This window comes from Microvirga roseola (assembly GCF_020866965.1).
GTDB lineage: Bacteria > Pseudomonadota > Alphaproteobacteria > Rhizobiales > Beijerinckiaceae > Microvirga > Microvirga roseola.
This window is the reverse complement of record NZ_JAJATX010000001.1, coordinates 56,578-81,451: the sequence shown is the minus strand read 5'-3', so window position 1 is coordinate 81,451 and position 24,874 is coordinate 56,578. Positions and strand designations below refer to the sequence as shown.

Sequence of the window (24,874 nt, the reverse complement as noted above, 5' to 3'; positions counted from 1 at the left end):
ATCCGCCTCAGAGGCATGACCTTTGACGGCGATCCGGTCGTCCCTTCGCCCGGACACGCGAGAAACATATAAAGACATCTTTATGTCTTGATTGCCTCTTCCCCGGCTCTCTGGTAGAGACGGCGCCAATTCACCCAAACTGGTGCAGAGAGAGGCCATCATGGCACAGGATTACATCGTCAAAGACATCGGCCTTGCCGATTTCGGCCGCAAGGAAATCTCGATTGCCGAGACCGAGATGCCGGGCCTGATGGCCGTCCGCGAGGAATACGGCCCGAAGCAGCCTCTGAAGGGCGCCCGCATCGCCGGCTCGCTCCACATGACCATCCAGACCGCAGTGCTGATCGAGACTCTTAGGGCTCTCGGCGCCGACATCCGCTGGGTGTCCTGCAACATCTATTCCACCCAGGACCACGCCGCCGCGGCCATCGCCGCCGCCGGCATCCCGGTCTTCGCCTATAAGGGCGAGACCCTGAAGGAATACTGGGACTACACAGCCAAGCTGTTCGACTGGCACGACGGCGGCATGCCGAACATGATCCTCGACGACGGCGGCGATGCGACCATGCTGGTGCATCTCGGCCTGCGCGCCGAGCAGGGCGACACCGCCTTCCTCGACAAGCCGGGTTCCGAAGAGGAAGAGGTGTTCTTCGCTCTCATCAGGCGCCTTCTCTCCGAGAAGCCGAAGGGCTGGTTCGCCGGTCTCGCCGAGTCGATCAAGGGCGTATCGGAAGAGACCACCACGGGCGTTCACCGCCTCTACATCATGGAGAAGGAGGGCAAGCTCCTCTTCCCGGCGATCAACGTCAACGACTCGGTCACGAAGTCGAAGTTCGACAATCTCTATGGCTGCCGCGAGTCGCTCGTCGACGGCATCCGTCGCGGCACCGACGTGATGATGGCCGGCAAGGTCGCCATGGTCGCCGGCTTCGGCGACGTGGGCAAGGGCTCGGCCGCTTCGCTGCGCCAGGCCGGCTGCCGCGTGCTGGTGTCGGAGGTCGATCCGATCTGCGCCCTTCAGGCCGCCATGGAAGGCTATGAGGTCACGACGATGGAAGACGCGGCTCCCCGCGCCGACATCTTCGTCACCGCCACCGGCAACAAGGACGTCATCACCCTCGACCACATGCGGGCGATGAAGGACCGGGCGATCGTCTGCAACATCGGCCACTTCGACAATGAGATTCAGGTCGCGGGCCTCAAGAACCTCAAGTGGACCAACATCAAGCCGCAGGTGGACGAGATCGAGTTCGCCGACGGGCACCGCATCATCCTGCTCTCGGAAGGCCGCCTCGTGAACCTCGGCAACGCCATGGGCCACCCGTCCTTCGTGATGTCGGCCTCGTTCACGAACCAGACTCTGGCGCAGATCGAGCTCTTCACCAACCAGGGCAAGTACGAGCGCAAGGTTTACACCCTGCCCAAGCACCTGGACGAGAAGGTCGCGATGCTGCACCTCGAGAAGATCGGCGTGAAGCTCACCACGCTGCGCCCCGATCAGGCCTCCTATATCGGCGTGTCGCCGCAGGGCCCGTTCAAGCCGGATCATTACCGCTACTGATCCCGGACCTGTTCAGGACATCGAAAGCCCGGCACTGCCGGGCTTTTTCATATCGGGATTCCGCGACTCGGAGAGTCCTGCCCCAGCGGCATGTGTGTGTCGCGAATGCAATAGGACCCGACGAATTGCTCACAGCTTCTCCAAAGGAGAATTAAGCCGGCGTTAACCCTCTTCCTGGCGGAGTCGACGCTGGTCTAGAGTGTGCCCGAATCTACCGGCTGTATCGGTTGGTCGTGACCGCGCCGGCAGTTCCGTTCAGGATCAAGCGGGGTCACCTCTGTGCGCCGGAAGGCGTGACTGGAGATGGACGAGCGCGGCCCGGCAGCGGGCTGCAAATCAGTGAAGGGGCGGCGCGGCATGGCCGGGCAAGAAGAGCACCAGGACAGGGCAAGGGGGGAGACGAACCGTTTCTCCGACCTCCTCCGTGCGCCTGTCGCCCTGGCCTTGCTCGCGGGGGTGTCCCAGCCGGCGCTGGCAGCCGAATTCCCCTCTTCACTCATCGACAGGGCTCTCGATTACCTCACCATCCTGCCGGGCTTCGACCTGCATGACGCCGCCTATTCCGGCATCTTCATGGGCCTCGTGGCCTTCTCGACCACGACGGCCCTGCTGCTGCTGCGCGAGCAGCGGCGCTCCGCCCAGATCCAGCGCTCCTTGAGAAGCGAGATTGCCGCCCTTCGCGGCGCGGACGATCTCGCCACCCTTCTCATGGGCTCGGAGCGCCAGCTCCTCGTGAGCTGGAACGGGCGGGGAGGAGAGCCTCGCTTCGAGGGCGATCCCTCCATCGTCGGCGAGAATGCGCCGGCCAAGCGCGCACTCGCCTTCGGAACCTGGCTCGCGCCGGGAGATGCCGCGACCGTGGAGAGCGCCCTGGAGCAGCTCAAGCAGCGCGGCGAGATCTTCCGCCTGACCGCGAGGACGGTCGGCAGCCGGTTCATCGACGTGGAGGGCCGGACCATCGGCGGGCGGGCGATCCTGCGCCTGCGGGAGGTCTCCGGCGACCGGGCTGAGCTGCTCAGGGCACGGGCGGATCTGGCCCTCGCGCGCAGCGACCTGCGCTCCATGACCATGCTCCTCGACGATGTCGCTTATCCTCTCTGGATCCGCGATGCCGACGACAGGCTCATGTGGGCGAACCAGGCCTATCTGCGCTCAGTCGAGGCCGTGGACCTGGACGATGCGATCAACCGTTCCCTCGAACTCCTGAGCCAGCAGACCCGCACCGAGGCAATCCGCCAGCGCAGGGCCGGCGCGACCTACACAGCCCGCGTCACGGCGGTGGTGGCGGGCCAGCGCGCCGTCCTCGACGTGATCGAGCGTCCGACGACCGGCGGCAGCGCCGGCATCGCGGTCGACGTATCCGAGCTCGAGGCGGTGCGGACCGATCTGCAGCGGCAGATGGATGCCCATGTGCGCACTCTCGATCAGCTGCCCACAGCGGTGGCGATCTTCGACGGCTCGCAGCAGCTCATCTTCAGCAACGCCGCCTATCAGCAGCTCTGGGGCCTGGACCCGGCTTTCCTCGGCTCGCGTCCCACGGACAGCGAGGTGCTCGACCGCCTGCGCGCGGGGCGCAAGCTGCCCGAGCAGGCGGATTTCCGCGCCTGGAAGGCGGATGTTCTGTCCGGCTACCGCACGGTCGATCCGCAGGAGACCTGGTGGCACCTGCCCGACCGCCGGACGCTGCGCGTGGTCGTCAACCCCAATCCGCAGGGGGGCGTGACCTATCTCTTCGACGACGTGAGCGAGCGCTTCGAGCTCGAATCGCAGGTCAATTCGCTCACCCGCGTGCAGAGCGAGACTCTCGACACGCTGAAGGAAGGCGTGGCCGTGTTCGGCTCCGACGGGCGCCTGAAGCTGCACAACCGCGCCTTCGCGGAGATGTGGAATCTGCCTCCGGACATGCCCGCCGAGCATCCCCACATCGACGCCGTCATCAAAACCTGCCGCCTTCTGGCGCCGCAGGAGGAGCCCTGGGTCGATCTCCGAGGCGCGGTTGCGGGGCTCGCCGATATGCGCATGGGTCTCACCTGCCGCATCGAACGGCGCGACGGCTCCGCCCTCGATTGCACGGCGCAGCCCTTGCCGGACGGCGCAACGCTCTTGAGCTTCACCGACGTAACCGCGAGCGTGAACGTGGAGCGTGCGCTCACCGAGCGCAACGATGCGCTCGAACGAGCGTCGCGGCTGCGCGACGAGTTCGTGCACCACGTCTCCTACGAGCTGCGCTCGCCACTCACCACCATCATCGGCTTCTCGCAGCTTCTCGGCGACGAGACCGTGGGTCCGCTCAACCCGCGCCAACGCGACTACACCGACCACATCAAGCGCTCCTCGACCGCGCTGCTGGCGATCCTCAACGACATTCTCGATCTCGCCTCGATCGATACCGGCTCCCTGGAGCTCAGCCCGGAGATCGTGGACATCCGCTCGACCATCGAGGCCGCCATGCGCGGGCTCGAGGACCGGCTGGCCGAGTCGTCGCTCAATCTCGTCATCGACGCGCCGGACGACATCGGCACCTTCGTCGCCGACGGCAAGCGCGTGCGCCAGATCCTGTTCAACCTGCTCTCCAATGCGGTCGGCTTCTCCTCGCCGGGGCAGTCCATCTGGGTCTCGGCCCGCAAGAAGGACGGCGAGGTGATCTTCGCCGTGAAGGACCAGGGCCGCGGCATCCCGCCGGAAATTAAGGCCCGCATTTTCGAGCGCTTCGAGAGCCACACGCTCGGAACCCGCCACCGGGGCGTGGGCCTCGGCCTTTCCATCGTGCGCTCCTTCGTGGAGCTGCACGGCGGACGCATCGAACTGTCCTCCGCCCCTGGACTCGGCACCACGGTCACCTGCATCTTTCCGAACGAGCGGATGGAATCGCCCTCGGATGGCCGATCCGCGCCCGGCGCGCTAACTCCCATCGCAGCCGAGTAGGTCGGCGATGATGAACGGATTGGCCCTCATGCCCGAGAAAGATGCCCTCCAGGCCGCATGGATCGTCACGCTTCCCGATCATGAAGCGATGGAGGAGTTCGCGCGGATCCTGGCCGAGGAGCTCAAGCCCGGCGACCTCGTGACGCTCTCGGGCGGGCTGGGCGCAGGCAAGACGACCCTGGCGCGCGCCCTCGTGCGGCTCCTGGCAGGGGACCCGGCCCTCGAGGTTCCGAGCCCGACCTTCACCCTGATGCAGGTCTATGAGAGCCCGCTCTGCCCCATCGTGCATGCGGACTTCTATCGTCTCTCCGGCGGCTACGAACTGGTGGAGCTGGGCTGGGACGAGATGATGGAGAAGGCCGTCGCCATCGTCGAGTGGCCGGAACGCGCCGAGGACGGCCTGAAGGCCGAGCGGCTCGACATCCAGCTCGATTTCGCTCCCGGCGGCACGGGGCAGGGGCGCATCGCCGTCCTCACCGGAACCGGCCGCTTCGCATCCCGCCTTCTGCGCCTAAAGGCCTTCCGCAATCTCGTGGAGCGCTGCGGCTGGACGGATGCGGTCCGTACGCCGATGTCGGGCGACGCCTCCGTGACCCGCTCCTACGAGCGCCTCGTGAAGCCGGATGGCGAGACCGCCCTCCTGATGATCTCGCCCCCGCGCCCGCCCGGTCCCCCGGTCCGGCGGGGCAAGCCCTATACAACCATCGCGAAGCTCGCCGAGACGGTCCACGCTTTTGTCGCCATGGACAAGGGCTTGCGCGCCTTGGGATTCAGCGCACCGCGCATCTACGGCGAAGACCTGGATGCGGGCCTGCTGCTGATCGAGGATCTCGGATCCGAACCTGTCGCCGACGAGAACGGGCCTATCCCGGAGCGCTATGCCGAGGCGGCGAGGCTCCTCGTCAGGCTGCACGAGACCACCCTGCCCCAGGTCCTGCCGGTCGCGGACGGATATGATCACCCGCTTCCGCCCTACGATCTCGAAGCCCTGCTGATCGAGGCGGAGTTGCTCCTCGAATGGTACGTGCCGCATATCGTCGGCACCCAACTCTCGGGCTCGGTACGGGCCGAGTTCAACAACATCTGGACCGAAGCCCTGAACGGGGTCACCGCCGGCCCGGCCACCTGGGTCCTGCGCGATTATCATTCCCCTAACCTGATCTGGCTTCCGGACAGGGAAGGCCTCGCCCGCGTCGGCCTCATCGACTTCCAGGATGCGGTCCTGGGCTCTCCCGCCTACGACGTCGCATCGCTCTTGCAGGATGCGCGGGTAACCGTTCCGGCCGAACTCGAACTGAAGCTGATCGGCTTCTATCTGCGCGAGCGTAAGGCGGCGGATCCCGCTTTCGACGTGGCGGACTTTGCCCGCGCCTACGCCATCATGGGCGCACAGCGCGCCACCAAGATCCTCGGCATCTTCGCGCGCCTCGACCGGCGCGATGGCAAGCCGCATTACCTGCAGCACTTGCCGCGGATCGAAGCCTATCTCGCCCGCAATCTCGCCCATCCGAGCCTGAGCCGGCTCAAGGGCTGGTACAAGGCCTATCTCCCCGGCCTCGTCGCGGCTGCGGGCGAAGATCCCCCGTCATCCTGAGTCAGAACCCGTGTCCCAGCCCTCTGAGCGTGCGCCCCGAACCGCCATTATCCTCGCCGCAGGGCTGGGCAAGCGCATGCTGCCGATCACGTCCACCATGCCGAAGCCCCTCGTGAAGGTCGCAGGCGAAACCCTGATCGACTTCGCCCTGAACAGGCTGGATGAGGCTGGCATCGAGCAGGTGGTGGTGAACGCCCACCACTTCGCCGACATGCTGGAAGCGCACCTGAAGAGCCGCACGAGGCCCCGCATCGTCATCTCCGACGAGCGCGATGAGCTTCTGGAAACCGGCGGCGGCGTGAAGAAGGCGCTGCCGCTCCTGGGGAATGGACCGTTCATCACCTTCAACTCCGATTCCCTATGGATCGAGGCGGGAGAGCCGAATCTCAGGCGCCTCGTGACCGCCTGGGACCCGGAGCGGATGGACATTCTCATGCTCGTCGCGCCGTTATCCACAAGTATCGGCTACGAGGGATACGGCGATTTTCATCAGGATCCCGAGGGCCGCCTGCGCCGCCGCGGGACCGACCCTTCCGCCTCTTTCGTCTATGCGGGCGTTGCCATCGTGAAGCCGGAACTCGTCTCCGGCACGCCGGAAGGACCGTTCTCGGCCAACGCCTTCTACGACAGGGCCATTGCGAAGGACCGGCTCTACGGCTTGTGCCTGGAGGGGCAATGGCTGCATGTTGGAGAGCCTCACGCAATCGCCGAGGCGGAAAAGTGCCTTGCCGCCAGCAAGCGATGAGGTTTCATGTCGAGCGGAGCGCCGAACGTCTTCTCCATCCCTCCGGGATGCGCCTTTCTGCCGACCCTCGTGGATGCGCTGCTTGACGGCCGTCTCGTCGGCCCGCTGCCCGACGATCCCGCAGCCCTCGCCGACATTACGATCTATGTCCCGACGCGACGCGCCACGCGCGCCCTGATCGCGCTGCTTGCGGAACAGGCGGGAGCGAAGGCGCAGCTTCTGCCGCGCATCGTTCCCTTGGGCGAAACCGACGAGGCGGAATTCGAGCTGACGGGGCTTGAGGGAACGCCGCTCCAGGAAGCCGCGAGCCTGAGGCCTCCGATTCCGCCCCTGGAGCGCCGCCTCATCCTGACCCGCCTCGTGCAGCGCTGGTCGGCTCAGGTGGACCGTGCGCTCCTGCAGCTCGGCCCCGGCGTGCCCTTCATGGTCCCGGCCTCGCCGGCCGATGCGGTCAATCTCGCAGGCGATCTCGAAACGCTGATGGACGCCTTCACGACGGAAGGCATCGACTGGCACGCCCTCGAACTCGCGGTGGATGCGGATTATTCCGAGTATTTCCGCATCACCCGCCATTTCGTGCAGATTGCAAGCGAGAACTGGCCCAACATTCTCGCCGAGCGTCAGGCGAGCGACCCGGCGCAGCGCCGCGTCGCGCTCATCGAGGCAGAGGCCAGGCGTCTTGCCCGCGAACGTCCGGACAAGCCGATGATCGTGGCCGGCTCCACCGGCTCCGTGCCGTCGACCGCCAATCTCATGGGCGTCATCGCGCGGCTGCCGAAGGGAGCCGTCGTGCTCCCCGGCCTCGATACCGATCTGGACGAGGAGAGTTGGTCCGCCATCGGCGGCGTCGGGGACGACGAGACCGATCCGGTCCACGGCCATCCGCAGGCCTCCCTTCGTCGTCTGATCGACCGGCACCTGCGCATCCCGCGCTCCGCGGTCGCGATCCTCGGCGACCTGCCGGAGGCCGCGAAGGCGCGCAACCACCTTCTCTCGGAGGCCCTGCGCCCGGCGGACACCACCGACCGCTGGGCGCTGATCGCGCCCGACGAGCGCGTGGCCCTGAGCGCAAAGGGCTGCGAGGGCCTGTGCATCGTGGAGGCTATGGACGAGCGCGAGGAGGCCTTCGCCATCGCCATCGCCCTGCGCGAAACGCTCGCCGATCCATACAAGACCGCAGCTCTCGTGACGCCCGACCGGGCGCTCGCCGCACGCGTTTCTGCAGAGCTCGCCCGCTGGGGCGTGAGCGTCGAGGATTCAGCGGGCGTTTCCCTCTCCAACACTCCCGCCGGGCGGCTGGCGCGGCTGGCGGCGGAAGCCGCGGCCGACGACTTGCGGCCCGTGCGCCTGCTGGCGCTCCTCGCGCATCCGCTGGTGCGCCTGGGCCTCCCCCGCGCGATAGTCGAACACGCAGCGAGCGTGCTCGAAATCGGCGTGCTGCGTGGTCCCGCTCCCGCGCCCGGCATCCAGGGCATGCGCGTTGCGCTCGCCAGCCGCCGCGCGGATAAGGATCACCGCACGCCGCGCCCCCGCAAGCGCCTGACGGAAGCCGACTGGGATCTCACCGACGAGTTGCTCCAGCGCCTCGGCACCGCCTTCGAAACGTTCACCCCTGCTGCCCATGGCGAGGGCCAGATCGATCTCATGGCGCTGGTCGAGCATCATCACCGCACCGCCGATCTGCTCTGCGCCGCGCCCGATGACGAAGCGCCGGAGGGCGATCCCTCGCAAGAAGCGCTGGCCGCCCTCTTCGACGACCTCGAGAACTCGGATATCCGCGAGGAGGAGGGGCAGCCGCTGGAAGGCCGCTTCGTGGATTACCCCACCTTCTTCACGGCGCTCGCCAAGCAGCGGACACTGAGCCCCTCGCCCCGCTCGACCCATCGCCGCCTGAAGATCCTGGGCCTTCTGGAAGCGCGCCTCCTCTCCGTCGACCGGGTGGTGCTCGGCGGACTGGACGAAGGCACATGGCCCCCGCGCACCGTGACGGACGCCTTCCTCAATCGGCCCATGCGCGCCCGCGTCGGCCTGATGCCGCCGGAACGGCGCATCGGCCAGACGGCGCACGATTTCGTGCAGGCGCTGGGCACTCATGATGTGGTGATCACCCGCGCGCACAAGCGGGACGGATCGCCCATGGTGCCCTCCCGGTTCCTGCAGCGCCTGAAGGCCTTTGCAGGCAAGGATGTGTGGGGGCGCATGGTGAAGGCGGGCGAGTATTATCGCCGCCTTGCGCGCACCCTCGACATGCCGGAGCCCGCGCCGCCCCTGCCCCGCCCGCGCCCCAAGCCCGACCCGGTCCTCTTCCCGCGTTCCTTGAGCGTCACGGAAATCGAGACGCTGGTGCGCGATCCCTATTCCATCTTCGCGCGCCACATCCTCAAGCTCGATGCGCTCGATTCCATCGCCGTCATGCCGGGCGCGGCGGATCGCGGCACGATCATTCATGACGTGGTCGGAACCTTTGCGCAGAAATACCCGAAGGCCGTTCCCGCCCATGCGCTGGAGGAGCTGCTCGCGCTCGGCACCGATGCCTTCACGGAGATCGCCGAGACCTATCCCGAGCTCTATGCCGAATGGTGGCCGCGCTTCGAAAGGCTTGCCGCAGCCTTCGTGAATTGGGAGCAGGAGCGCCGTCCCGATCTTGCGGAAGTCTTTGCGGAGCGCTTAGGCCGTCTGTCGATCCCGCTACCTGACGGCTCCGTGTTCAACCTTCGCGCCCGCGCCGACCGGATCGAGCAGCGGCGGGACGGCGGCTTCGCCATCATCGATTTCAAGACGGGCCAGCCCCCCGGCGTGAAGGAGGTCTATGCCGGCTTCTCGCCGCAGCTGACGCTCGAGGCGATGATGCTGATGAAGGGAGCCTTCAAGGATATTCCCAATGCGAAGGAAACGCCGGACCTGATCTACATCCACACCACCGGCGGGCGCGATCCCCTCACACCGCGCGAGATCAAGCCGGGGCGTGACGAGGAGCGCACGGTCGCTGAAATCGTCGAGGAGCACCGCAGGCGTTTCGAAGGCATGATCGCGCGCTTCGCGAAAGGAGAGGCGGCTTACGTCTCGCGGCCTTTCCCGAAATATGCGCGCCGCTTCTCCGAATACGATCATCTGGCGCGCGTCAAGGAATGGTCGCTGGCGAGCGCAGGAACCGGCGGGGAATCCGAATGAGCACCGATCTCGTCATTCCGGATTATACGAAGGAGGCGCAGCGCCGCGCCGCCAATCCGCGCGCTTCGGCCTGGGTGTCGGCCAATGCGGGCGCGGGCAAGACCAAGGTTCTCACCGACCGCGTCGTGCGCCTGCTGCTCGCAGGCTCGCTGCCTGGCCGGATCCTGTGCCTCACCTTCACCAAGGCCGCTGCCGCCAACATGGCGATCCGCGTCTTCGAGCGCCTGGGGCGCTGGGTGACGCTGGACGAGGAGAGCCTCGTCAAGGAACTTACCGAGCTCGAAGGCGTGAGGCCGACGCGGAAACAGGTGAAGCTTGCGCGTACCCTCTTCGCCCGCGCGGTGGAGACGCCGGGCGGGTTGAAGATCGACACCATTCACGCCTTCTGCGAGCGGCTCCTCCATCTCGTGCCCTTCGAGGCCAATGTGCCTGCGCGCTTCGCCGTGCTCGACGAGAGCCAGATGCAGGAGATGCTGGAGCAGGCGACCGGCAATGTGCTGGCGGACGCCTCCAACGGCCTTGCCCCGAAGCTCAAGGAAGCGCTCGACATCATCAGCGTCGAGGCGGCGGGCGAAGCGCTTACCTCCGCCCTCAAGTCGGCCTTGAGCTGCAAGGCCTTCCTTTACGATCGGCAAGGCCCGGCGAAGCTGCGCAAGGAGCTGGGGCTGTCGGTCAGTGAGACGCTGGAGAGCATCGAGCGGGAGATGCTGGAAGGCGGGATCGGGCCTGAGAGCTGGCCTGCCATCGCGCAGGAGCTGCTAGGGGGAAAAACAACCGACCAGAAGCGGGCCGCATCCCTCATTGCAGCGGCCGAAGCCGGAGAAATCGCCGACAAGCTCGAACATTATCTCTCGGTCTTCCTCACGGACGGCGGAACGCCGCGCAAGGGTTCGGCCTTTCTCACGAAGGATGTCAACGAGAGCCTGAAGGACGAACTGCTGCGCGAGCAGGACCGCGTCTGCTCTCTCATCGACAGGCGCAAGGCCGCACGCGCCTTCGAGCGCACGGAGGCTTTGTTCACGCTCGCGAGCGAAATTCATGCACGCGTCGAGCACCAGAAAATGCGCCTCGGTGCACTCGACTTCCAGGACCTCATCGACAAGACGCTGGCGCTGCTCTCCCGCGGCGACACGGCCTGGGTGCTCTACAAGCTCGATCGCGGCATCGACCATGTGCTCATCGACGAGGCTCAGGACACGAATCCGGAGCAGTGGGAGATCCTGCGCAAGATCACCGAGGATTTCACCGCAGGCGCAGGCGCGGCAGCCCACCGCGTGCGCACGCTCTTCGCAGTGGGCGATCCCAAGCAGTCGATCTATGGCTTCCAGGGCGCTGCCCCGCAGGAATTCGAGCAGACCCGCAGGAGCTGGTCGCAGAAGGTGCGCGAGGCGGAACTCGCCTTCGAGGACGTCTCTCTCACCATGTCCTTCCGCTCAGGCAAAGCGGTTCTCTCGGCCGTGGACGCGACCTTCGCGCTCGACCGGAACTTCAAGGGCCTGTCCTTCGAGGACAAGGCCATCGGCACCGTGCACGAGAGCGCACGGCCTCATGCGCCGGGCCTCGTCGAGTTGTGGCCGGTAGAGATTCCTGCCGAGGAAGAGGAGACCGAAGCCTGGGTCCTGCCCATCGACGAGGCCGAGCAGCAATCCCCGCCCGTCGTCGTGGCGCGGCGCATCGCGCAGGCCGTGAAATGCTGGACCAGCAAGGGCGACGAGACGGGTCGCATCTGGAAGGCCGGCGACGTGCTCGTGCTGGTGCGAAAGCGCGGGGCGGCTTTCGAAGCGGCCATCCGTGCGTTGAAGGAGGCAGGCGTGCCGGTGGCGGGCGCGGACCGGCTCAATATCGGCGAGCACATCGCCGTGCTCGACCTTGTGGCGGCGGGCCGCTCGGCGCTCCTGCCCGACGATGACCTGACGCTCGCGACGGCGCTGAAATCCCCCCTCGTCGGCCTCACCGACGACGATCTCATCCGCATCGCTGCCGGCCGCGCGGACGACGAATCGCTCCATGCGGCGCTGGAGCGCCACGCAGAGGCCGGCGACGCGAAGGCAAAGCGCGGCTGCGAAGCGCTGGAGGCATGGCGCGACCTTACCCGCATCCATGGCCCCTTCGGCTTCTTCGCGACCCTGCTCGGGCCGCGCGGCGGCCGCTCGCAGCTCGTGGCGCGACTGGGGAGCGAAGCCGGCGACGCTATCGATGCGTTCCTGTGCTTCGCACATCAGGCGGAGATGACGGAGACGCCCTCGCTCACCGTCTTCCTCAACCGTTTCGAATCCGCCTCGCACACCATCAAGCGCGATCTCGATTCGGTGAACGACGAGGTGCGCGTGATGACCGTGCACGGGGCCAAGGGGTTGGAGGCTCCCATCGTCGTCCTTATCGACGGCTGCGAGGTGCTGGGCAAGGACCCGCCGCTGCTGCAGCTGGAGACCGCCACGGGCGAGAAGATCCCCGTCTGGTCCTCGGGCAAGAATTCTGATTCGCGCGTGATGGAGGCGGCACGCGAGCGCCTGCACGCCAAAGGCTACGAGGAACACAACCGGCTGCTCTATGTGGCGATGACCCGCGCCAAGGACCGGCTGGTGATCGCGCCCTATCGGACGAGCGGCAACGAGACCAAGCAGGAAGCCTGGTGCGAGATGATCCGGGAGGGCCTCGTCGCCAAGGCGGGCGGCCTGGAACTGGACGAGGCCCCCTACGGCCCGATCTCGGTCTGGCGGGAGGGCTCGCCGCTTGCCCGCACCCTTGCCGCTGAATCGGAGGTGGCACCCCTCGATCCCCTGGCCGTCCCCGGCTGGCTCCTCGCTCCCGTAATGCCGGAACCCGAGCCCCTGCCCCCGATTAGGCCGTCCAGCGCGCTAGGCGCGGCAGAGCGGATGACCCGCCCAGGCGACGGCCCTTATGCCCCCGAGGCGCGGCTTCGCGGCACCCTGGTCCATGCCCTGCTCGAGCGCCTGCCGGCGCTTACTTCCGAGCACCGGGAGGCCATGGCCCGCGCCTATGTGAAGGCCCGCGCGCCGCGCCTGTCGAAGGACGTCGCGGAAGCGGTGATCGCGAATACCCAGGGCGTCCTCGATCACAAGGATCTCAAGCCCCTCTTCGGCGCGGGCTCCCGGGCAGAGGCCCCGATTGCGGGGCGGGTGACGACGGTGGACGGCGAGATCATGGTGTCCGGCCAGATCGACCGTCTCGCCGTGCTGGAGGACGAGGTGCTGGTCGCCGATTTCAAGACGACGGCCCGCCCTCCCCGTCCCGGGCAGCCGCCGCCTCAATCCTACGTGGCCCAGCTTGCCCTCTACCGGATGCTCCTGTCGGAGATCTATCCGGACAAGCGCATCCGCACCTTCCTGATCTGGACCTCCGGGCCCGTGATTCACGAGCTGATGGAACCGGAACTCGAAACGGCTCTTTCCCTCATCAAAGCGGCGTGAGGGAAATTTCCCTTGCTTGATTCCCGAAAGGCCGGTTCTTACCTTGGCCCTACCCTCGAGCGGCTCCGTATTGAGTCGCGCTTGAAAGTCAAAGGTGATGTGATGGCGACCGTGAAGGTGACTGACGCAAGCTTCGCGCAGGACGTCCTGCAGTCCTCCGAGCCCGTCGTGGTCGATTTCTGGGCGGAATGGTGCGGCCCCTGCCGCATGATCGGCCCGGCCCTGGAAGAGATTTCCGACGAGATGGCAGGCAAAGTGAAGATCGCGAAGCTCAACGTGGACGAGAATCCGCAGATCTCCTCCCAGCTCGGCATCCGCTCGATTCCGGCGCTCATGATGTTCAAGGACGGCAAGGTCGTCGCCCAGAAGGTCGGCGCCGCCCCCAAGGGTGAGCTCACCAAGTGGATCCAGGCCTCGGCCTGATCTCAGCGACGGCGGAACTGGAAGGGGCCACTCGGCCCCTTTTTCATACCCGGCCTGCTATTCAGCCGTCATGGGGTCTATCACCGAACGGACCTGGGAAATGTTGTCGGCTGGAAATCCGCCCCTTCGGGCGTGCTCGCGGATCATGTCTTCGTTCGGTGCACGATAGATGCAGTAGATCTTGTCGTCCGTGACGTAGCTGTGAACCCATTGGATTTCGGGACCAAGGTCACGGAGAACGCCGCACGAGGTCTGGGAGGCCCCCTTGAGATCCTCGGGAGACGCATTGCCGATTCCGGGCATGTTTCGCTCGATCACAAACTGCGGCATGATCCTTTCGCCGATCCGTCGGCGCCCCTGTTTCCAAGTCAGACCTTAGTCAGGCTGCATCAGGTTCTGCTTGGGGTCTCGCAGTTGCAACTGCTCAAAGGGGCTACAGCGCCGAGAGTTGCTGCAGCTTGCGGCCATGCGGGCCCGTCGGCTTGCGCTACTCCGGCAGCGTGCCGTTGGCCGCCAGGACCTCGCCGGCCAGATAAAGCGAGCCGCAGATGAGCACCCGGGGCGGGCGATCCCAGACATAGTCGTGCAGCGAGGCGAGGGCCGATTCGACGCTTGCAGCGGTCGAAGCGGTGAGACCGACGCCTGCGGCGATGGCGGCCACCTCCTCCGCGGGGCGCGCCGCGATCTGGCCCGCGATGGGAACCGCGATCACTTCCCGGGCCAAGCCCGCAAAGTTCTTGAAGAACGCCCCGGAATCCTTGGTGCCGAGCATGCCGGTGATGAGCACGAGAGGCGTGTCCGAACGCTCGCTCTGGTCCGCCATGGCGGCAGCGAGCACCCGGCCGCCATCCACGTTGTGTCCGCCGTCGAGCCATAGCTCGCAGCCGGGAGGCGCAACCTCCGGCAGACGACCCTTTGAGAGGCGCTGGAGTCGGCCGGGCCATTCGGCGCGGGCAAGCCCCGTCTCGAAGGCCGACGTCTCGAAATGCTCGAAACCGGCGGCGCGCAGCGCGGCGATGGCGGTGCCCGCGTTGATGAACTGGTGGCGGCCCGCGAGCTTGGGGCGCGGCAGGTCGAGCAGGCCCTGCTCGTCCTGATAGACGAGCCGCCCGCCCTCCTCATGGATGGAGAAGTCCTGCTTGCCTACGAGAATCGGCGAGGCGCCGATGCGCTCGGCCGCGTCATAGAGGGTCTGGTCGGCCTCGATATAATCCTGCGGCGCAATTACGGCCGGGCAGCCGCGCTTGAAGATGCCCGCCTTCTCGCCCGCGATGGCCGGCAGGGTCGTGCCGAGATATTCCGCGTGGTCGTGTCCGATGGAGGTGACGACGGCGGCAGCGGGGCGGTCGATGACATTTGTCGCGTCGAAGCGCCCCCCGAGCCCGACTTCGAGCAGGAGGACGTCCGCAGGCTCCTCTGCGAAGATCAGCAGGGCAGCAGCGGTGGTGATCTCGAAGACCGTGATGGGCTCGCCCCCGTTCACCGCCTCGCAGCGCCGGAGGGCCTCGACCAGCCTGTCCTCGGTCACGTATTGCCCGCCGCCGAAGCGGCCGAGGCGGATGCGCTCGTGAAAGCGCACGAGATGGGGCGAGGTATAGACGTGGACGGCAAGCCCCGCGCTTTCCAGGATCGCCCGCATGAAGGCGATAGTGGATCCCTTGCCGTTGGTGCCCGCCACATGGATCGTGGGCGGCAGGCGTCGCTCGGGATGTCCGAGCTGGGCGAGCAGCCGCTGGATGCGCCCGAGCGAGAGATCAATGGTCTTCGGGTGCAGGGCGAGAAAGCGCGCGATCAGCGCATCGGAGGAATCCATCGCCCTGCTCTCGAACTTACTCGGCCGCGGCCGCCACTTCGGTCGTCACCGGCGCGGTTACGGCCGGAGCCGGAGCCTTCATGAAAAGGCGAGAGAGGCGCGCAATGATAGGCTTCAGGTCGTGGCGATGCACGACCATGTCCACCATGCCGTGATCCTTCAGGTACTCGGAGCGCTGGAAGCCGTCGGGCAGCTTCTCGCGGATCGTCTGCTCGATCACGCGGGGACCCGCAAAGCCGATGAGCGCGCCGGGCTCGGCCAGATGCACGTCGCCGAGCATGGCGTAGGACGCCGTCACGCCGCCTGTGGTCGGGTTGGTGAGAACGACAATGTAGGGCAGCTTCGCGTCGCGCAGACGGCGGACGGCTATCGTGGTGCGGGGCATCTGCATGAGGGAGAGTATGCCCTCCTGCATGCGCGCGCCGCCGGAGGCTGTAAAGACCACGTAAGGCGTCTGCTTCTCGACGGCAGTTTCAGCTCCCTTGATGAAAGCCTCGCCGGCCGCCGTGCCGAGCGAACCAGTGATAAAGCCGAGATCCTGCACGGCGATCGTCATCGGCATATCTTCGACGCGGCCGTAGCCAATCTTGAAGGCATCCTGCAATCCGGTCTGGGTACGTGCGTCCTTCAGGCGGTCGATGTAACGCTTGCTGTCCCGAAACTTGAGCGGGTCAGGAGCGACTTCCGGCAGGGCCACATCGATCCAGGTGCTGCCGTCGAACATGAGCTGCAGGCGCTGGGTGGCGGAAATCCGCATGTGGTGGTTGGAACCGGGAATGACCCACTGGTTCGCTTCCACATCCTTGTGGAAGACCACCTGCCCGGTATCCGGGCACTTGATCCAGAGATTGTCCGGCGTCTCGCGCTTGAAGAGCGTCTTGATCTTCGGACGGACGACTTCGGAAATCCAGTTCATCGCTTACTTCCTTTTCAGAGGCACAACCCGAGCCCTCATCCTGAGGAGGCCTGAAAGGCCGTCTCGAAGGACGAGGGCGTCTCCCGTGCCCGCTGGATCATCCTTCGAGACGCCGCTGACGCGGCTCCTCGGGATGAGGCCAATTGTTCTCTCAAGCCGCCGCGCGCTTCGTGACCGAGCGCACGCCTTGGCTCAATTCCCTTACCAATGTGGTGACGGCCTCGACCGTGCGCGAGGTGGCGCGGTCCTGATCGTCGAGGGTGCCTTTCAGCGCGTCGATGAGCGCCGAGCCCACCACGATGCCGTCGGCCCCCTGCGCCACCGCCGCCGCATGTGCCCCGCTCTTCACGCCGAAGCCCACCACCACCGGCAGGGACGTATGGCGCTTGATCCGCTCCACGGCCGCCGCGACCTTGCCGAAATCCGGGGTCGCCGCCCCCGTGATGCCGGTGATAGAAACGTAATAAACGAACCCCGCCGTGTTGGCGAGCACCGCCGGCAGGCGCTTGTCGTCCGTGGTCGGGGTGGCGAGCCGGATGAAGGCAAGGCCTGCCCTGAGCGCCGGCAGGCACAGCTCGTCATCCTCTTCTGGCGGCAGATCGACCACGATCAGGCCGTCGACTCCGGCTTCCTTGGCATCCGCAAGAAATCGGTCGACGCCGTAGACGAAGATCGGGTTGAAGTAGCCCATGAGGATCACGGGCGTCTCGGCGTCCTCCGCCCGGAAGCGGCGGATGAGATCGAGGGTCTTCGCCGTGTCCTGGCCAACTTTCAGCGCCCGTAAGCCCGCCGCCTGGATCGCCGGACCGTCGGCCATGGGATCGGTGAAGGGCAGACCGAACTCGACGATGTCGGCTCCGGCCCCGGGCAGGCTCTTGAGGATCTCGAGCGAAGTTTCAGGGTCGGGATCGCCCGCCATCACATAGGTGACGAGGGCGGCGCGGCCTTCCGCATGGCATTTCTCAAAACGGGCTTCGATGCGCTGGATCATGGGCGCTCCCATAGCATGGAGAAGAGGGAACAGGGAAACGTTCAGGCAATGTCCTGCTTCAGGTGCTCGGCGATCGTGAACAGGTCCTTGTCGCCGCGGCCGCTGATGTTGACCACCATCAGGTGATCCTTGGACTTCTGCGGGGCGAGTTCCATCACCTTGGCGAGCGCATGGCTCGGCTCCAGCGCCGGGAGAATACCCTCGAGCTTGGAGCAGAGCTGGAACGCCTCCAACGCCTCGTCATCCGTTGCGGAGATGTACTGCACCCGGCCCATTTCGTGCAGCCAGGCATGCTCCGGGCCGATTCCCGGATAGTCGAGGCCGGCCGAGATCGAGTGGGCATCCGCGATCTGCCCGTCCTCGTTCATGAGGAGGTAGGTGCGGTTGCCGTGGAGCACGCCGGGACGTCCGCCCGACAGTGAGGCCGCGTGGAGGTTCGACAGCCCGTGGCCTGCGGCCTCGATGCCGTAGATTTCCACGTCCTTGTCGTCGAGGAACGGGTGAAACAGGCCGATGGCGTTGGAGCCGCCGCCGATGCAGGCGACGAGCGAATCCGGCAGGCGGCCTTCCGCCTCCATCATCTGCTTGCGGGTCTCCTCGCCGATCACAGCCTGGAAATCGCGCACCATGGCCGGATAGGGATGCGGCCCCGCCACCGTGCCGATGCAGTAGAAGGTGTCGGCGACGTTCGTGACCCAGTCGCGCAGGGCCTCGTTCATGGCGTCCTTCAGGGTCCTGGTGCCGGACTGCACGGGCACGACCTTGGCCCCCAGCATGTTCATGCGGAAGACGTTGGGCTTCTGCCGCTCCACATCGACCGCGCCCATATAGACGATGCATTCGAGCCCGAAGCGGGCGCAGAGGGTGGCGGTGGCGACGCCGTGCTGGCCCGCTCCCGTCTCGGCGATGATGCGCTTCTTGCCCATACGGCGGGCGAGAAGGATCTGGCCGAGCACATTGTTCACCTTGTGCGCGCCGGTGTGGTTCAGCTCTTCGCGCTTGAAGTAGATCTTGGCCCCGCCGAGATGCTCGGTCATGCGCTCCGCGAAATAGAGCGGGCTCGGCCGGCCGATGTAATGGGTCGAGAAATAGGCCATCTCGGCGTGGAAGGCGGGATCGTTCTTGGCCTCGTCATAGGCCTTCTCCAGCTCCAGGATGTTCGGCATCAGGGTCTCGGCGACGAAGCGGCCGCCGAATTGGCCGAAATGCCCGCGCTCGTCGGGGCCGGTGCGGAAGGAATTGGGTTGAGCTTGAGCTGACACGCCTGTCCTGCCTTAGGGGTTGGGAACGGCAAACGCCGCCCGGGCTGCCTTGACGAAAGCCTCGATCCTGGCCGGGTCCTTGATCCCCGGCCCGCTTTCCACTCCCGACGACACATCGACGGCCCTCGGCCTCGTGAGCCTGATGGCCTCCGCCACGTTGGCGGGGGTGAGCCCTCCTGACAGCATGAAGGAAAGCTGGGGGTCAAGCCCGTTCAGGAGTCGCCAGTCGAAAGAGAGCCCGTTGCCGCCGGGCAGAGCCTCGGGATGGCGGGGCGGCTTGGCATCGAGCAGGATGTGTTCGACTCCGCCGGTATAGGTTGCGAGAGCATCAAGATCGGAGGCCTCCGCAATGCCGACGGCCTTCATGACCGGGCGGCCGAAACTCTCCCTGATCGCAGCGACGCGCTCCGGGGTCTCGTGCCCATGCAGTTGCAGCAGGTCGGGATTGAGCGCCTCGACAGCCTGGGCGATGGCCTCGTCGTCCGCATCGACCAGCAGGACCGCACGCCGGGCGCGCCCCTTCGCCTGCCGGGACAGCCGGTGCCCGAGGTCGAGGCTCACATGGCGCGGACTCTTGGGGAAGCGCACGAAACCCACCACATCCGCGCCGGCTTCCAGCGCAGCATCGAGGGTTTCGGGCGTCGAGAGCCCGCAGATCTTGATCCAATTGTCCATGGGCCGACTTTATGACGTTTTGGCCAGGAGACGCCATACCAGCATCGCCGCAGCCAGATCCTCAAGTGCCGCGCCGACGGACTTGAAGACCGTCACGGCCTCTTGCCCCCGATGGGGCGGGCTCTTGCACAGATCCGTCAGGGTGCCCCGGATATGGCCTTCCGGGATTGCGCTCTTGTGCAGGGAGACGGCCACGTCGCCGCCTTCGGTCTTCGCCGCCGGGGTGTCGATATAGACGAGCGAGCGGCGCAGCGCCTCGTCGTCGGCCTCGCGCATCTTCATGTTGAAGGCGCCGACTAGATCGAGATGCGCGCCCTCCTTCAGCCAGCCGCCCTTGACGATCGGGGCTGTCGAGAGCGTGGCGCAGGAGATGAGGTCGGCCTCCCGCACGGCGCTTTCCAGATCCGCCACCGCCGTCACGGGCAGTCCTTGAGCCCTCAGCTCCGCAGCTACGCTTTCCGCCTTCTCGGGGTGGTGGTTCCAAAGCGCCACCTCGCGGATGGGGCGCTGGCTCATATGGGCGCGGATGAGAAAGGGTGCGAGAGCGCCCGATCCCACCATGACCATGCGGCTGGAATCCTCGCGAGCCAGGAAACGCGCCGCCAGCGCCGAGGCGGCGGCCGTGCGCCAGACCGTCAGGCGCGTGCCGTCGAGGGCAGCCACGGGCTCCCCCGTCTCGCCCTTCATGAGGAGATAGGTCCCAAGCACGCTCGGAAGGTTTTTGGCGCCATTGTCTGGGAAGACGGAGACGATCTTCACGCCGACGAAGCCGTCCGCCGTGGCCGGACCGGTCCAGGCCGGCATGAGCAGGAGCGTGCCGTCGGCCCCATGACGCTCGATCTCGTGATGGTGACGGATTGGCGTGACGATATCGCCCCGAAAGGCCTCGGAGAGAGCGTCGATCAGGGCTGGAAAGGTGAGAACCCGGTCGATCTCGGCGGAGGTAATGACGCGCATGGAACACTCTCTGGCGGCGCGATCCGGCCGGGAAGCGGCTCGCCGCCTTCCGAGGCGCTCAGATCCGGGAAGCTTGCGTGGACGGCAGGGCGGGCAGCGTAGCGTTCGCCTGCTGCTGGGCGCGCAGGCGCTCGGTCTCGTGGCGCAGGGTGTTCGCCTCCCGACGGAGATGGCGGCGCTTGCGGCGGTTCTTGCTCTGGGCAAGCCATGTCGCGACCCCACCGATCACTACGCCCACCATGACGGCTGCGAAGATCACGAGGAAGAGGGGAATCTGCGCCGAAAACTCCGGCGCCTCCTGCGAGAACGGGTCGAGCGACAGGGTCACGGGCGCGCGGTTCGCGACTGCGAGCAGGACCACGATGATGGCGACCGGCAGGAGGATGAGCGCCTTCAGGAACCGAATCACGAACACCTCGTCTGTTTACTGTGCAGCGGCGGCCTTGAGCACCTTGGGCGGGGCTGTATTGAGCCGCTGACGCATTTCCTTGCCCGTCTTGAAGACGGGAACGACCTTTTCGGAAATGGAAACGGATTCACCCGTGCGTGGGTTGCGGCCCGTGCGGGCATCCCGCTTCTTGACCGAAAAGGCGCCGAAGCCGCGCAACTCCACCCGGTCGCCCCGGGCGAGGGCATCGGCGATGGTGTCGAGGATCGCATTCACGATCTTCTCCACGTCGCGCTGATACAAATGCGGGTTCTGCTCAGCGATCTTGAGCACGAGTTCGGATTTTATCATGGAACGGCTATATGTTTGGCACTGCTTCATTTTTCCGAAGGGTGCCAGACGGCCAGGAGACCGTCAAGCTGCGCCTTCTGCACATTTACGACGGCCCGGCGCAGCGCACCCGCCACGCTCTCGAAGCCGATCAGGTCCGATACGGTCGCCGTTACACCGAGGATCGAGAGCTCTCCTTCCGCGCGCGGCTCCCAGTCCCGGACCGGCAGATCCTTGGCGACGCCCCTCTCCTGCTCCAGCCAAGCGATGGCGTCCTGCTCGCTGCCGATCCTGTCGACGAGGCGCAGGGATACGCCCTGACGGCCGCTGAAGACCTGGCCCGTGGCGGCGACGGACATCTCGCTGTCGGTCAGGTTCCGCCGCTGACGCACGAGGGTCTTGAACCAGTCATAGGTGTCGTTGACCACCTGCTGCAGGGCGGCGCGGGCCTCCGGGCTTGTCGGCTTGAAGGCGCTCGGCTCCGCCTTGAGGGGTGCAGACTTCACCTCCTCCACCTTCACGCCGACCTGGTTGAGGAGGCCGGAGATATCCGGATATTGAAAGAGCACGCCGATGGAGCCCACGATCGAAGTCTCGCGGGCGACGATGTGATCGGCCGCAATGGCGCTGATGTAGCCGCCCGAGGCGGCCGTGCCGTCGACGAACGTGACCACCGGCTTCTTGGCGGCGAGGCTGCGGATGCTGCGGTAGAGCTGTTCGGAACCCGTCGTCGTGCCGCCCGGGCTGTCGATGGCGATGACCACGCCGGACACGGAATCGGCCTTACCGACGCGCTCCATGAGGTCGGTCATGCGCTGGTTGCCGGTAATGAGGCCGTCGATGGAAATGCGGGCGATCTGGTTGCCGATGATGCCGTAGCCGGACCGGTCCGCGGCGGCGTAGCCGAGAGCGGCGACGGCGGCGATCAGTCCGGCAATGCCCGCACTTCGCCAGAAAGACAGCTTGCGGCGCAGACGGCGGCGGTCGGCGATGGCTTCGGCATCGATGGACATCTTCTCGTCTCTTGCTTCTTACGTGTCGCGTTGCGGTGAGCCGCACCCTATTGCGAAGGCAGATAGGGCGGCAAGGGATCAATCCAACAAAATTCCTTTTGTCGGAAGGCGATAGTGTCGCCCGGGTCACGCGGCCTGACGCGGCCAGAAGACCCAGAGCAGGAGGCCAGCAGCCAGGATCCAGAGCGCCAGAATGAGGAGGGCGCCCGTCCGGCTGACGGGGCGCTCCGCGATCCTCTGCGCCTCGGCGCGCAGTTCGCTCATCAGGTCGCGCGGAACGAGCCTGACCGCCAGCAGGATGCCCAGCGGCACCAAGATGATGTCGTCGAGATAGCCGAGAACCGGTATGAAGTCCGGGATCAGGTCGATGGGACTCAGGGCATAGGCGGCGACGAGGCCTGCAACGAGCTTGGCGTACCAGGGCACGAGCGGATGCCGGGCCGCGAGATAGAGGGCGATGACATCGGCCCTGATGGTCCGGGCCCAGTCTTTCATGCGGGCGAGGAGGCCACGGGAACGACCTTCGCTCATCGCTCAATGCTCCGTCGGTTCGGGTCTCGCATGACCGGCATTCCGATGACACTTCTCCGGCAGCCTCTTTCAGATAGGGCTGCCCTCATCCTCCAACAAAAAGAACCCGCGCGACGGATCGCGCGGGTTTCTCGATCAGGATCCCCTCGCAGGTCTTTTCACGGACCGTCGGGGAGACACGCCCGGAGGCGTGTCACTTCTTGTCGGTGCGAGCCTTGAGGGCGGCGCCGAGGATGTCGCCGAGCGACGCGCCCGAATCGGTCGAGCCGTACTGGGCCATGGCCTCCTTCTCCTCAGCGACCTCAAGGGCCTTGATGGAGACGGTGACGCGACGGGCCTTGCGGTCGAACTGCGTGACGCGGGCATCGAGCTTCTCGCCGGGGGCGAAGCGCTCGGGGCGCTGGTCGGCGCGGTCACGAGCCAGCTCGTTGCGCTTGATGAAGGTGCTGAGGTCGGTATCGACGATCTTCACCTCCAGGCCGCCGTCCTTCACCTCGAGAACCTCGCAGGTGACGATCTGGCCCTTCTTGATCTCGCCGGCATCCGCGAAGGGATCGCCTGCGAGCTGCTTGATGCCGAGCGAGATGCGCTCCTTCTCGACGTCCACGTCGAGAACCTGGGCGCGCACCATGTCGCCCTTCTTGAACTCGTCGATGACCTGCTCGCCCGGACGGTTCCAGTCGAGGTCCGAGAGGTGGACCATGCCGTCGACGTCGTTTTCCAGGCCGATGAAGAGACCGAACTCGGTCTTGTTCTTCACCTCGCCCTCGACAACGGAGCCGACAGGGTGCTTCTCGGCGAAGGCCTCCCACGGGTTCTGGAGCGTCTGCTTCAGGCCCAGCGAGATGCGGCGCTTCACGGGATCGACCTCGAGGATCACGACCTCGACCTCCTGGGAGGTGGAGATGATCTTGCCCGGGTGGACGTTCTTCTTCGTCCAGGACATCTCGGAGACGTGGATCAGGCCTTCAATGCCCGGCTCCAGCTCAACGAACGCACCGTAATCGGTGATGTTCGTGACGCGGCCCTTCAGCTTGGCTCCGACCGGGTAGCGGGCGGCGATGCCCTCCCACGGATCGGCGAGCAGCTGCTTGATGCCGAGCGAGATGCGGTGCGTGTCGTGATTGATCTTGATGATCTTCACCTTCACCGTCTGGCCGATGTTTACGACCTCGGACGGATGGTTCACGCGGCGCCATGCCATGTCGGTGACGTGCAGCAGGCCATCGATGCCGCCGAGATCAACGAACGCACCGTACTCGGTGATGTTCTTGACCACGCCGTCGATGACCTGACCCTCTTCGAGGTTCGCCACGAGCTCGGAGCGCTGCTCGGCGCGGCTCTCCTCGAGGACCGTGCGGCGCGACACGACGATGTTGCCGCGGCGGCGATCCATCTTGAGGATCTGGAACGGCTGGGCCACGCCCATGAGCGGGGTGACGTCGCGCACCGGGCGGATGTCGACCTGGGAGCGCGGCAGGAAGGCCACGGCGCCGTCGAGATCGACAGTGTAGCCGCCCTTCACCTGGTTGAAGATCACGCCGTTGACGCGCTCCTGGGCCTCAAAGGCCTTCTCGAGCTTCACCCACGACTCTTCGCGGCGGGCCTTGTCACGGGAGATGACGGCCTCGCCCAGCGCGTTCTCGATGCGCTCGACATAGACCTCGACCTCGTCACCGACATTGATCGTCTGGTCACGGTTGGGGCCGGCAAATTCCTTGAGGGCAACGCGTCCCTCGGTCTTGGCGCCGATGTCGATGACCGCGACGTCCTTTTCGATCGCGACCACCTTGCCCTTCACGACCGAGCCTTCGCTGATCTCGGACGTGCGGAAGGATTCTTCGAGCAGGGCCGCGAAATCCTCACGGCTCGGCGCTTGCTGATATGCTGCGGACATATGTTCTCCTGAATGGCCCTTGTCTTTAAGGGGCAACGCCGGCGGCTCGTGTGAACGGGCCGTTTCCAGCCGCCGCTGCCTTCGGACGCCCCTCGAGGGCCAAGTCCAAGGCATGCCGCTTATCCAAGCGGGCCGGCGTATCATCGACGGATGGAAACGCTTTACATCCCAGGACCTTGCGGTAACGCCGCAAGGGCGCGTCACGCGCACCCTCATGGGAGAACACCGTCAATGTCCTGTCGGATAGGCGT

At 66.0% G+C, this 24,874-nt stretch carries 19 protein-coding genes; 7 read left to right on the top strand and 12 right to left on the bottom strand.

Features of this window, described 5'->3' with window-relative positions:
• Positions 1-160: 160 nt before the first annotated feature.
• The 7 genes from ahcY to trxA all read left to right on the top strand — a co-directional run bounded on the left by ahcY (position 161) and on the right by trxA (position 13,850).
• A complete protein-coding gene (gene ahcY, locus LG661_RS00395; RefSeq protein ID WP_230529871.1) occupies positions 161-1,561 on the top strand; it encodes an adenosylhomocysteinase in 1,401 nt (466 codons plus the stop codon).
• Between the two features lie 303 nt (positions 1,562-1,864).
• Complete coding sequence (locus LG661_RS00390; protein WP_230529870.1) at positions 1,865-4,486, top strand: PAS domain-containing sensor histidine kinase; 2,622 nt, start codon at positions 1,865-1,867, stop codon at positions 4,484-4,486.
• A 28-nt stretch (positions 4,487-4,514) separates the two neighbouring features.
• Positions 4,515-6,080 carry a tRNA (adenosine(37)-N6)-threonylcarbamoyltransferase complex ATPase subunit type 1 TsaE gene (gene tsaE / locus LG661_RS00385; protein WP_230529869.1) on the top strand — a complete coding sequence of 522 codons (1,566 nt, stop codon included), beginning with the start codon at positions 4,515-4,517 and terminating at the stop codon, positions 6,078-6,080.
• A gap of 10 nt (positions 6,081-6,090) precedes the next feature.
• Positions 6,091-6,825, top strand: coding sequence for a nucleotidyltransferase family protein (locus tag LG661_RS00380; RefSeq protein ID WP_230529868.1), 735 nt, complete (start codon positions 6,091-6,093; stop codon positions 6,823-6,825).
• A 6-nt stretch (positions 6,826-6,831) separates the two neighbouring features.
• A complete protein-coding gene (addB, locus tag LG661_RS00375) occupies positions 6,832-9,996 on the top strand; it encodes a double-strand break repair protein AddB (protein ID WP_230529867.1) in 3,165 nt (1,054 codons plus the stop codon).
• A complete protein-coding gene (gene addA / locus LG661_RS00370) occupies positions 9,993-13,427 on the top strand; it encodes a double-strand break repair helicase AddA (RefSeq protein ID WP_230529866.1) in 3,435 nt (1,144 codons plus the stop codon). The genes addB and addA overlap by 4 nt, the downstream gene beginning before the upstream one ends.
• 102 nt (positions 13,428-13,529) lie before the next feature.
• A complete protein-coding gene (gene trxA, locus LG661_RS00365; RefSeq protein WP_230530065.1) occupies positions 13,530-13,850 on the top strand; it encodes a thioredoxin in 321 nt (106 codons plus the stop codon).
• Between the two features lie 57 nt (positions 13,851-13,907).
• On the opposite strand, the gene LG661_RS00360 is transcribed toward trxA, so the two are convergent.
• From LG661_RS00360 to rpsA, 12 genes are all read right to left on the bottom strand, one after another.
• Positions 13,908-14,180: a DUF4242 domain-containing protein gene (locus tag LG661_RS00360; protein WP_230529865.1), complete on the bottom strand. Its 273-nt coding sequence runs from the start codon at positions 14,178-14,180 to the stop codon at positions 13,908-13,910.
• Positions 14,181-14,337: 157 nt separating this feature from the next.
• The gene (locus tag LG661_RS00355; RefSeq protein WP_230529864.1) at positions 14,338-15,663 is read right to left on the bottom strand and encodes a bifunctional folylpolyglutamate synthase/dihydrofolate synthase; all 1,326 of its coding nucleotides are present in this window, start codon (positions 15,661-15,663) and stop codon (positions 14,338-14,340) included.
• Positions 15,664-15,679: 16 nt separating this feature from the next.
• Positions 15,680-16,579 carry an acetyl-CoA carboxylase, carboxyltransferase subunit beta gene (gene accD / locus LG661_RS00350; RefSeq protein WP_230529863.1) on the bottom strand — a complete coding sequence of 300 codons (900 nt, stop codon included), beginning with the start codon at positions 16,577-16,579 and terminating at the stop codon, positions 15,680-15,682.
• A 151-nt stretch (positions 16,580-16,730) separates the two neighbouring features.
• Positions 16,731-17,570, bottom strand: coding sequence for a tryptophan synthase subunit alpha (trpA, locus tag LG661_RS00345; RefSeq protein WP_230529862.1), 840 nt, complete (start codon positions 17,568-17,570; stop codon positions 16,731-16,733).
• Between the two features lie 41 nt (positions 17,571-17,611).
• Complete coding sequence (gene trpB / locus LG661_RS00340) at positions 17,612-18,832, bottom strand: tryptophan synthase subunit beta (RefSeq protein ID WP_230529861.1); 1,221 nt, start codon at positions 18,830-18,832, stop codon at positions 17,612-17,614.
• 12 nt (positions 18,833-18,844) lie between these two features.
• Positions 18,845-19,507, bottom strand: coding sequence for a phosphoribosylanthranilate isomerase (locus LG661_RS00335; protein ID WP_230529860.1), 663 nt, complete (start codon positions 19,505-19,507; stop codon positions 18,845-18,847).
• A gap of 9 nt (positions 19,508-19,516) precedes the next feature.
• Positions 19,517-20,464: a bifunctional Delta(1)-pyrroline-2-carboxylate/Delta(1)-piperideine-2-carboxylate reductase gene (lhpI, locus tag LG661_RS00330; RefSeq protein WP_230529859.1), complete on the bottom strand. Its 948-nt coding sequence runs from the start codon at positions 20,462-20,464 to the stop codon at positions 19,517-19,519.
• A 58-nt stretch (positions 20,465-20,522) separates the two neighbouring features.
• A complete protein-coding gene (locus tag LG661_RS00325; RefSeq protein ID WP_230529858.1) occupies positions 20,523-20,873 on the bottom strand; it encodes a lipopolysaccharide assembly protein LapA domain-containing protein in 351 nt (116 codons plus the stop codon).
• 15 nt (positions 20,874-20,888) lie between these two features.
• Positions 20,889-21,203, bottom strand: coding sequence for an integration host factor subunit beta (gene ihfB / locus LG661_RS00320; protein ID WP_230529857.1), 315 nt, complete (start codon positions 21,201-21,203; stop codon positions 20,889-20,891).
• 26 nt (positions 21,204-21,229) lie between these two features.
• Complete coding sequence (sppA, locus tag LG661_RS00315) at positions 21,230-22,195, bottom strand: signal peptide peptidase SppA (protein ID WP_230529856.1); 966 nt, start codon at positions 22,193-22,195, stop codon at positions 21,230-21,232.
• 126 nt (positions 22,196-22,321) lie between these two features.
• Positions 22,322-22,726, bottom strand: a complete 405-nt coding sequence (locus tag LG661_RS00310) for a YkvA family protein (RefSeq protein WP_230529855.1) — start codon at positions 22,724-22,726, stop codon at positions 22,322-22,324.
• Between the two features lie 193 nt (positions 22,727-22,919).
• Complete coding sequence (gene rpsA, locus LG661_RS00305; RefSeq protein ID WP_230529854.1) at positions 22,920-24,623, bottom strand: 30S ribosomal protein S1; 1,704 nt, start codon at positions 24,621-24,623, stop codon at positions 22,920-22,922.
• Positions 24,624-24,874: the final 251 nt, after the last annotated feature.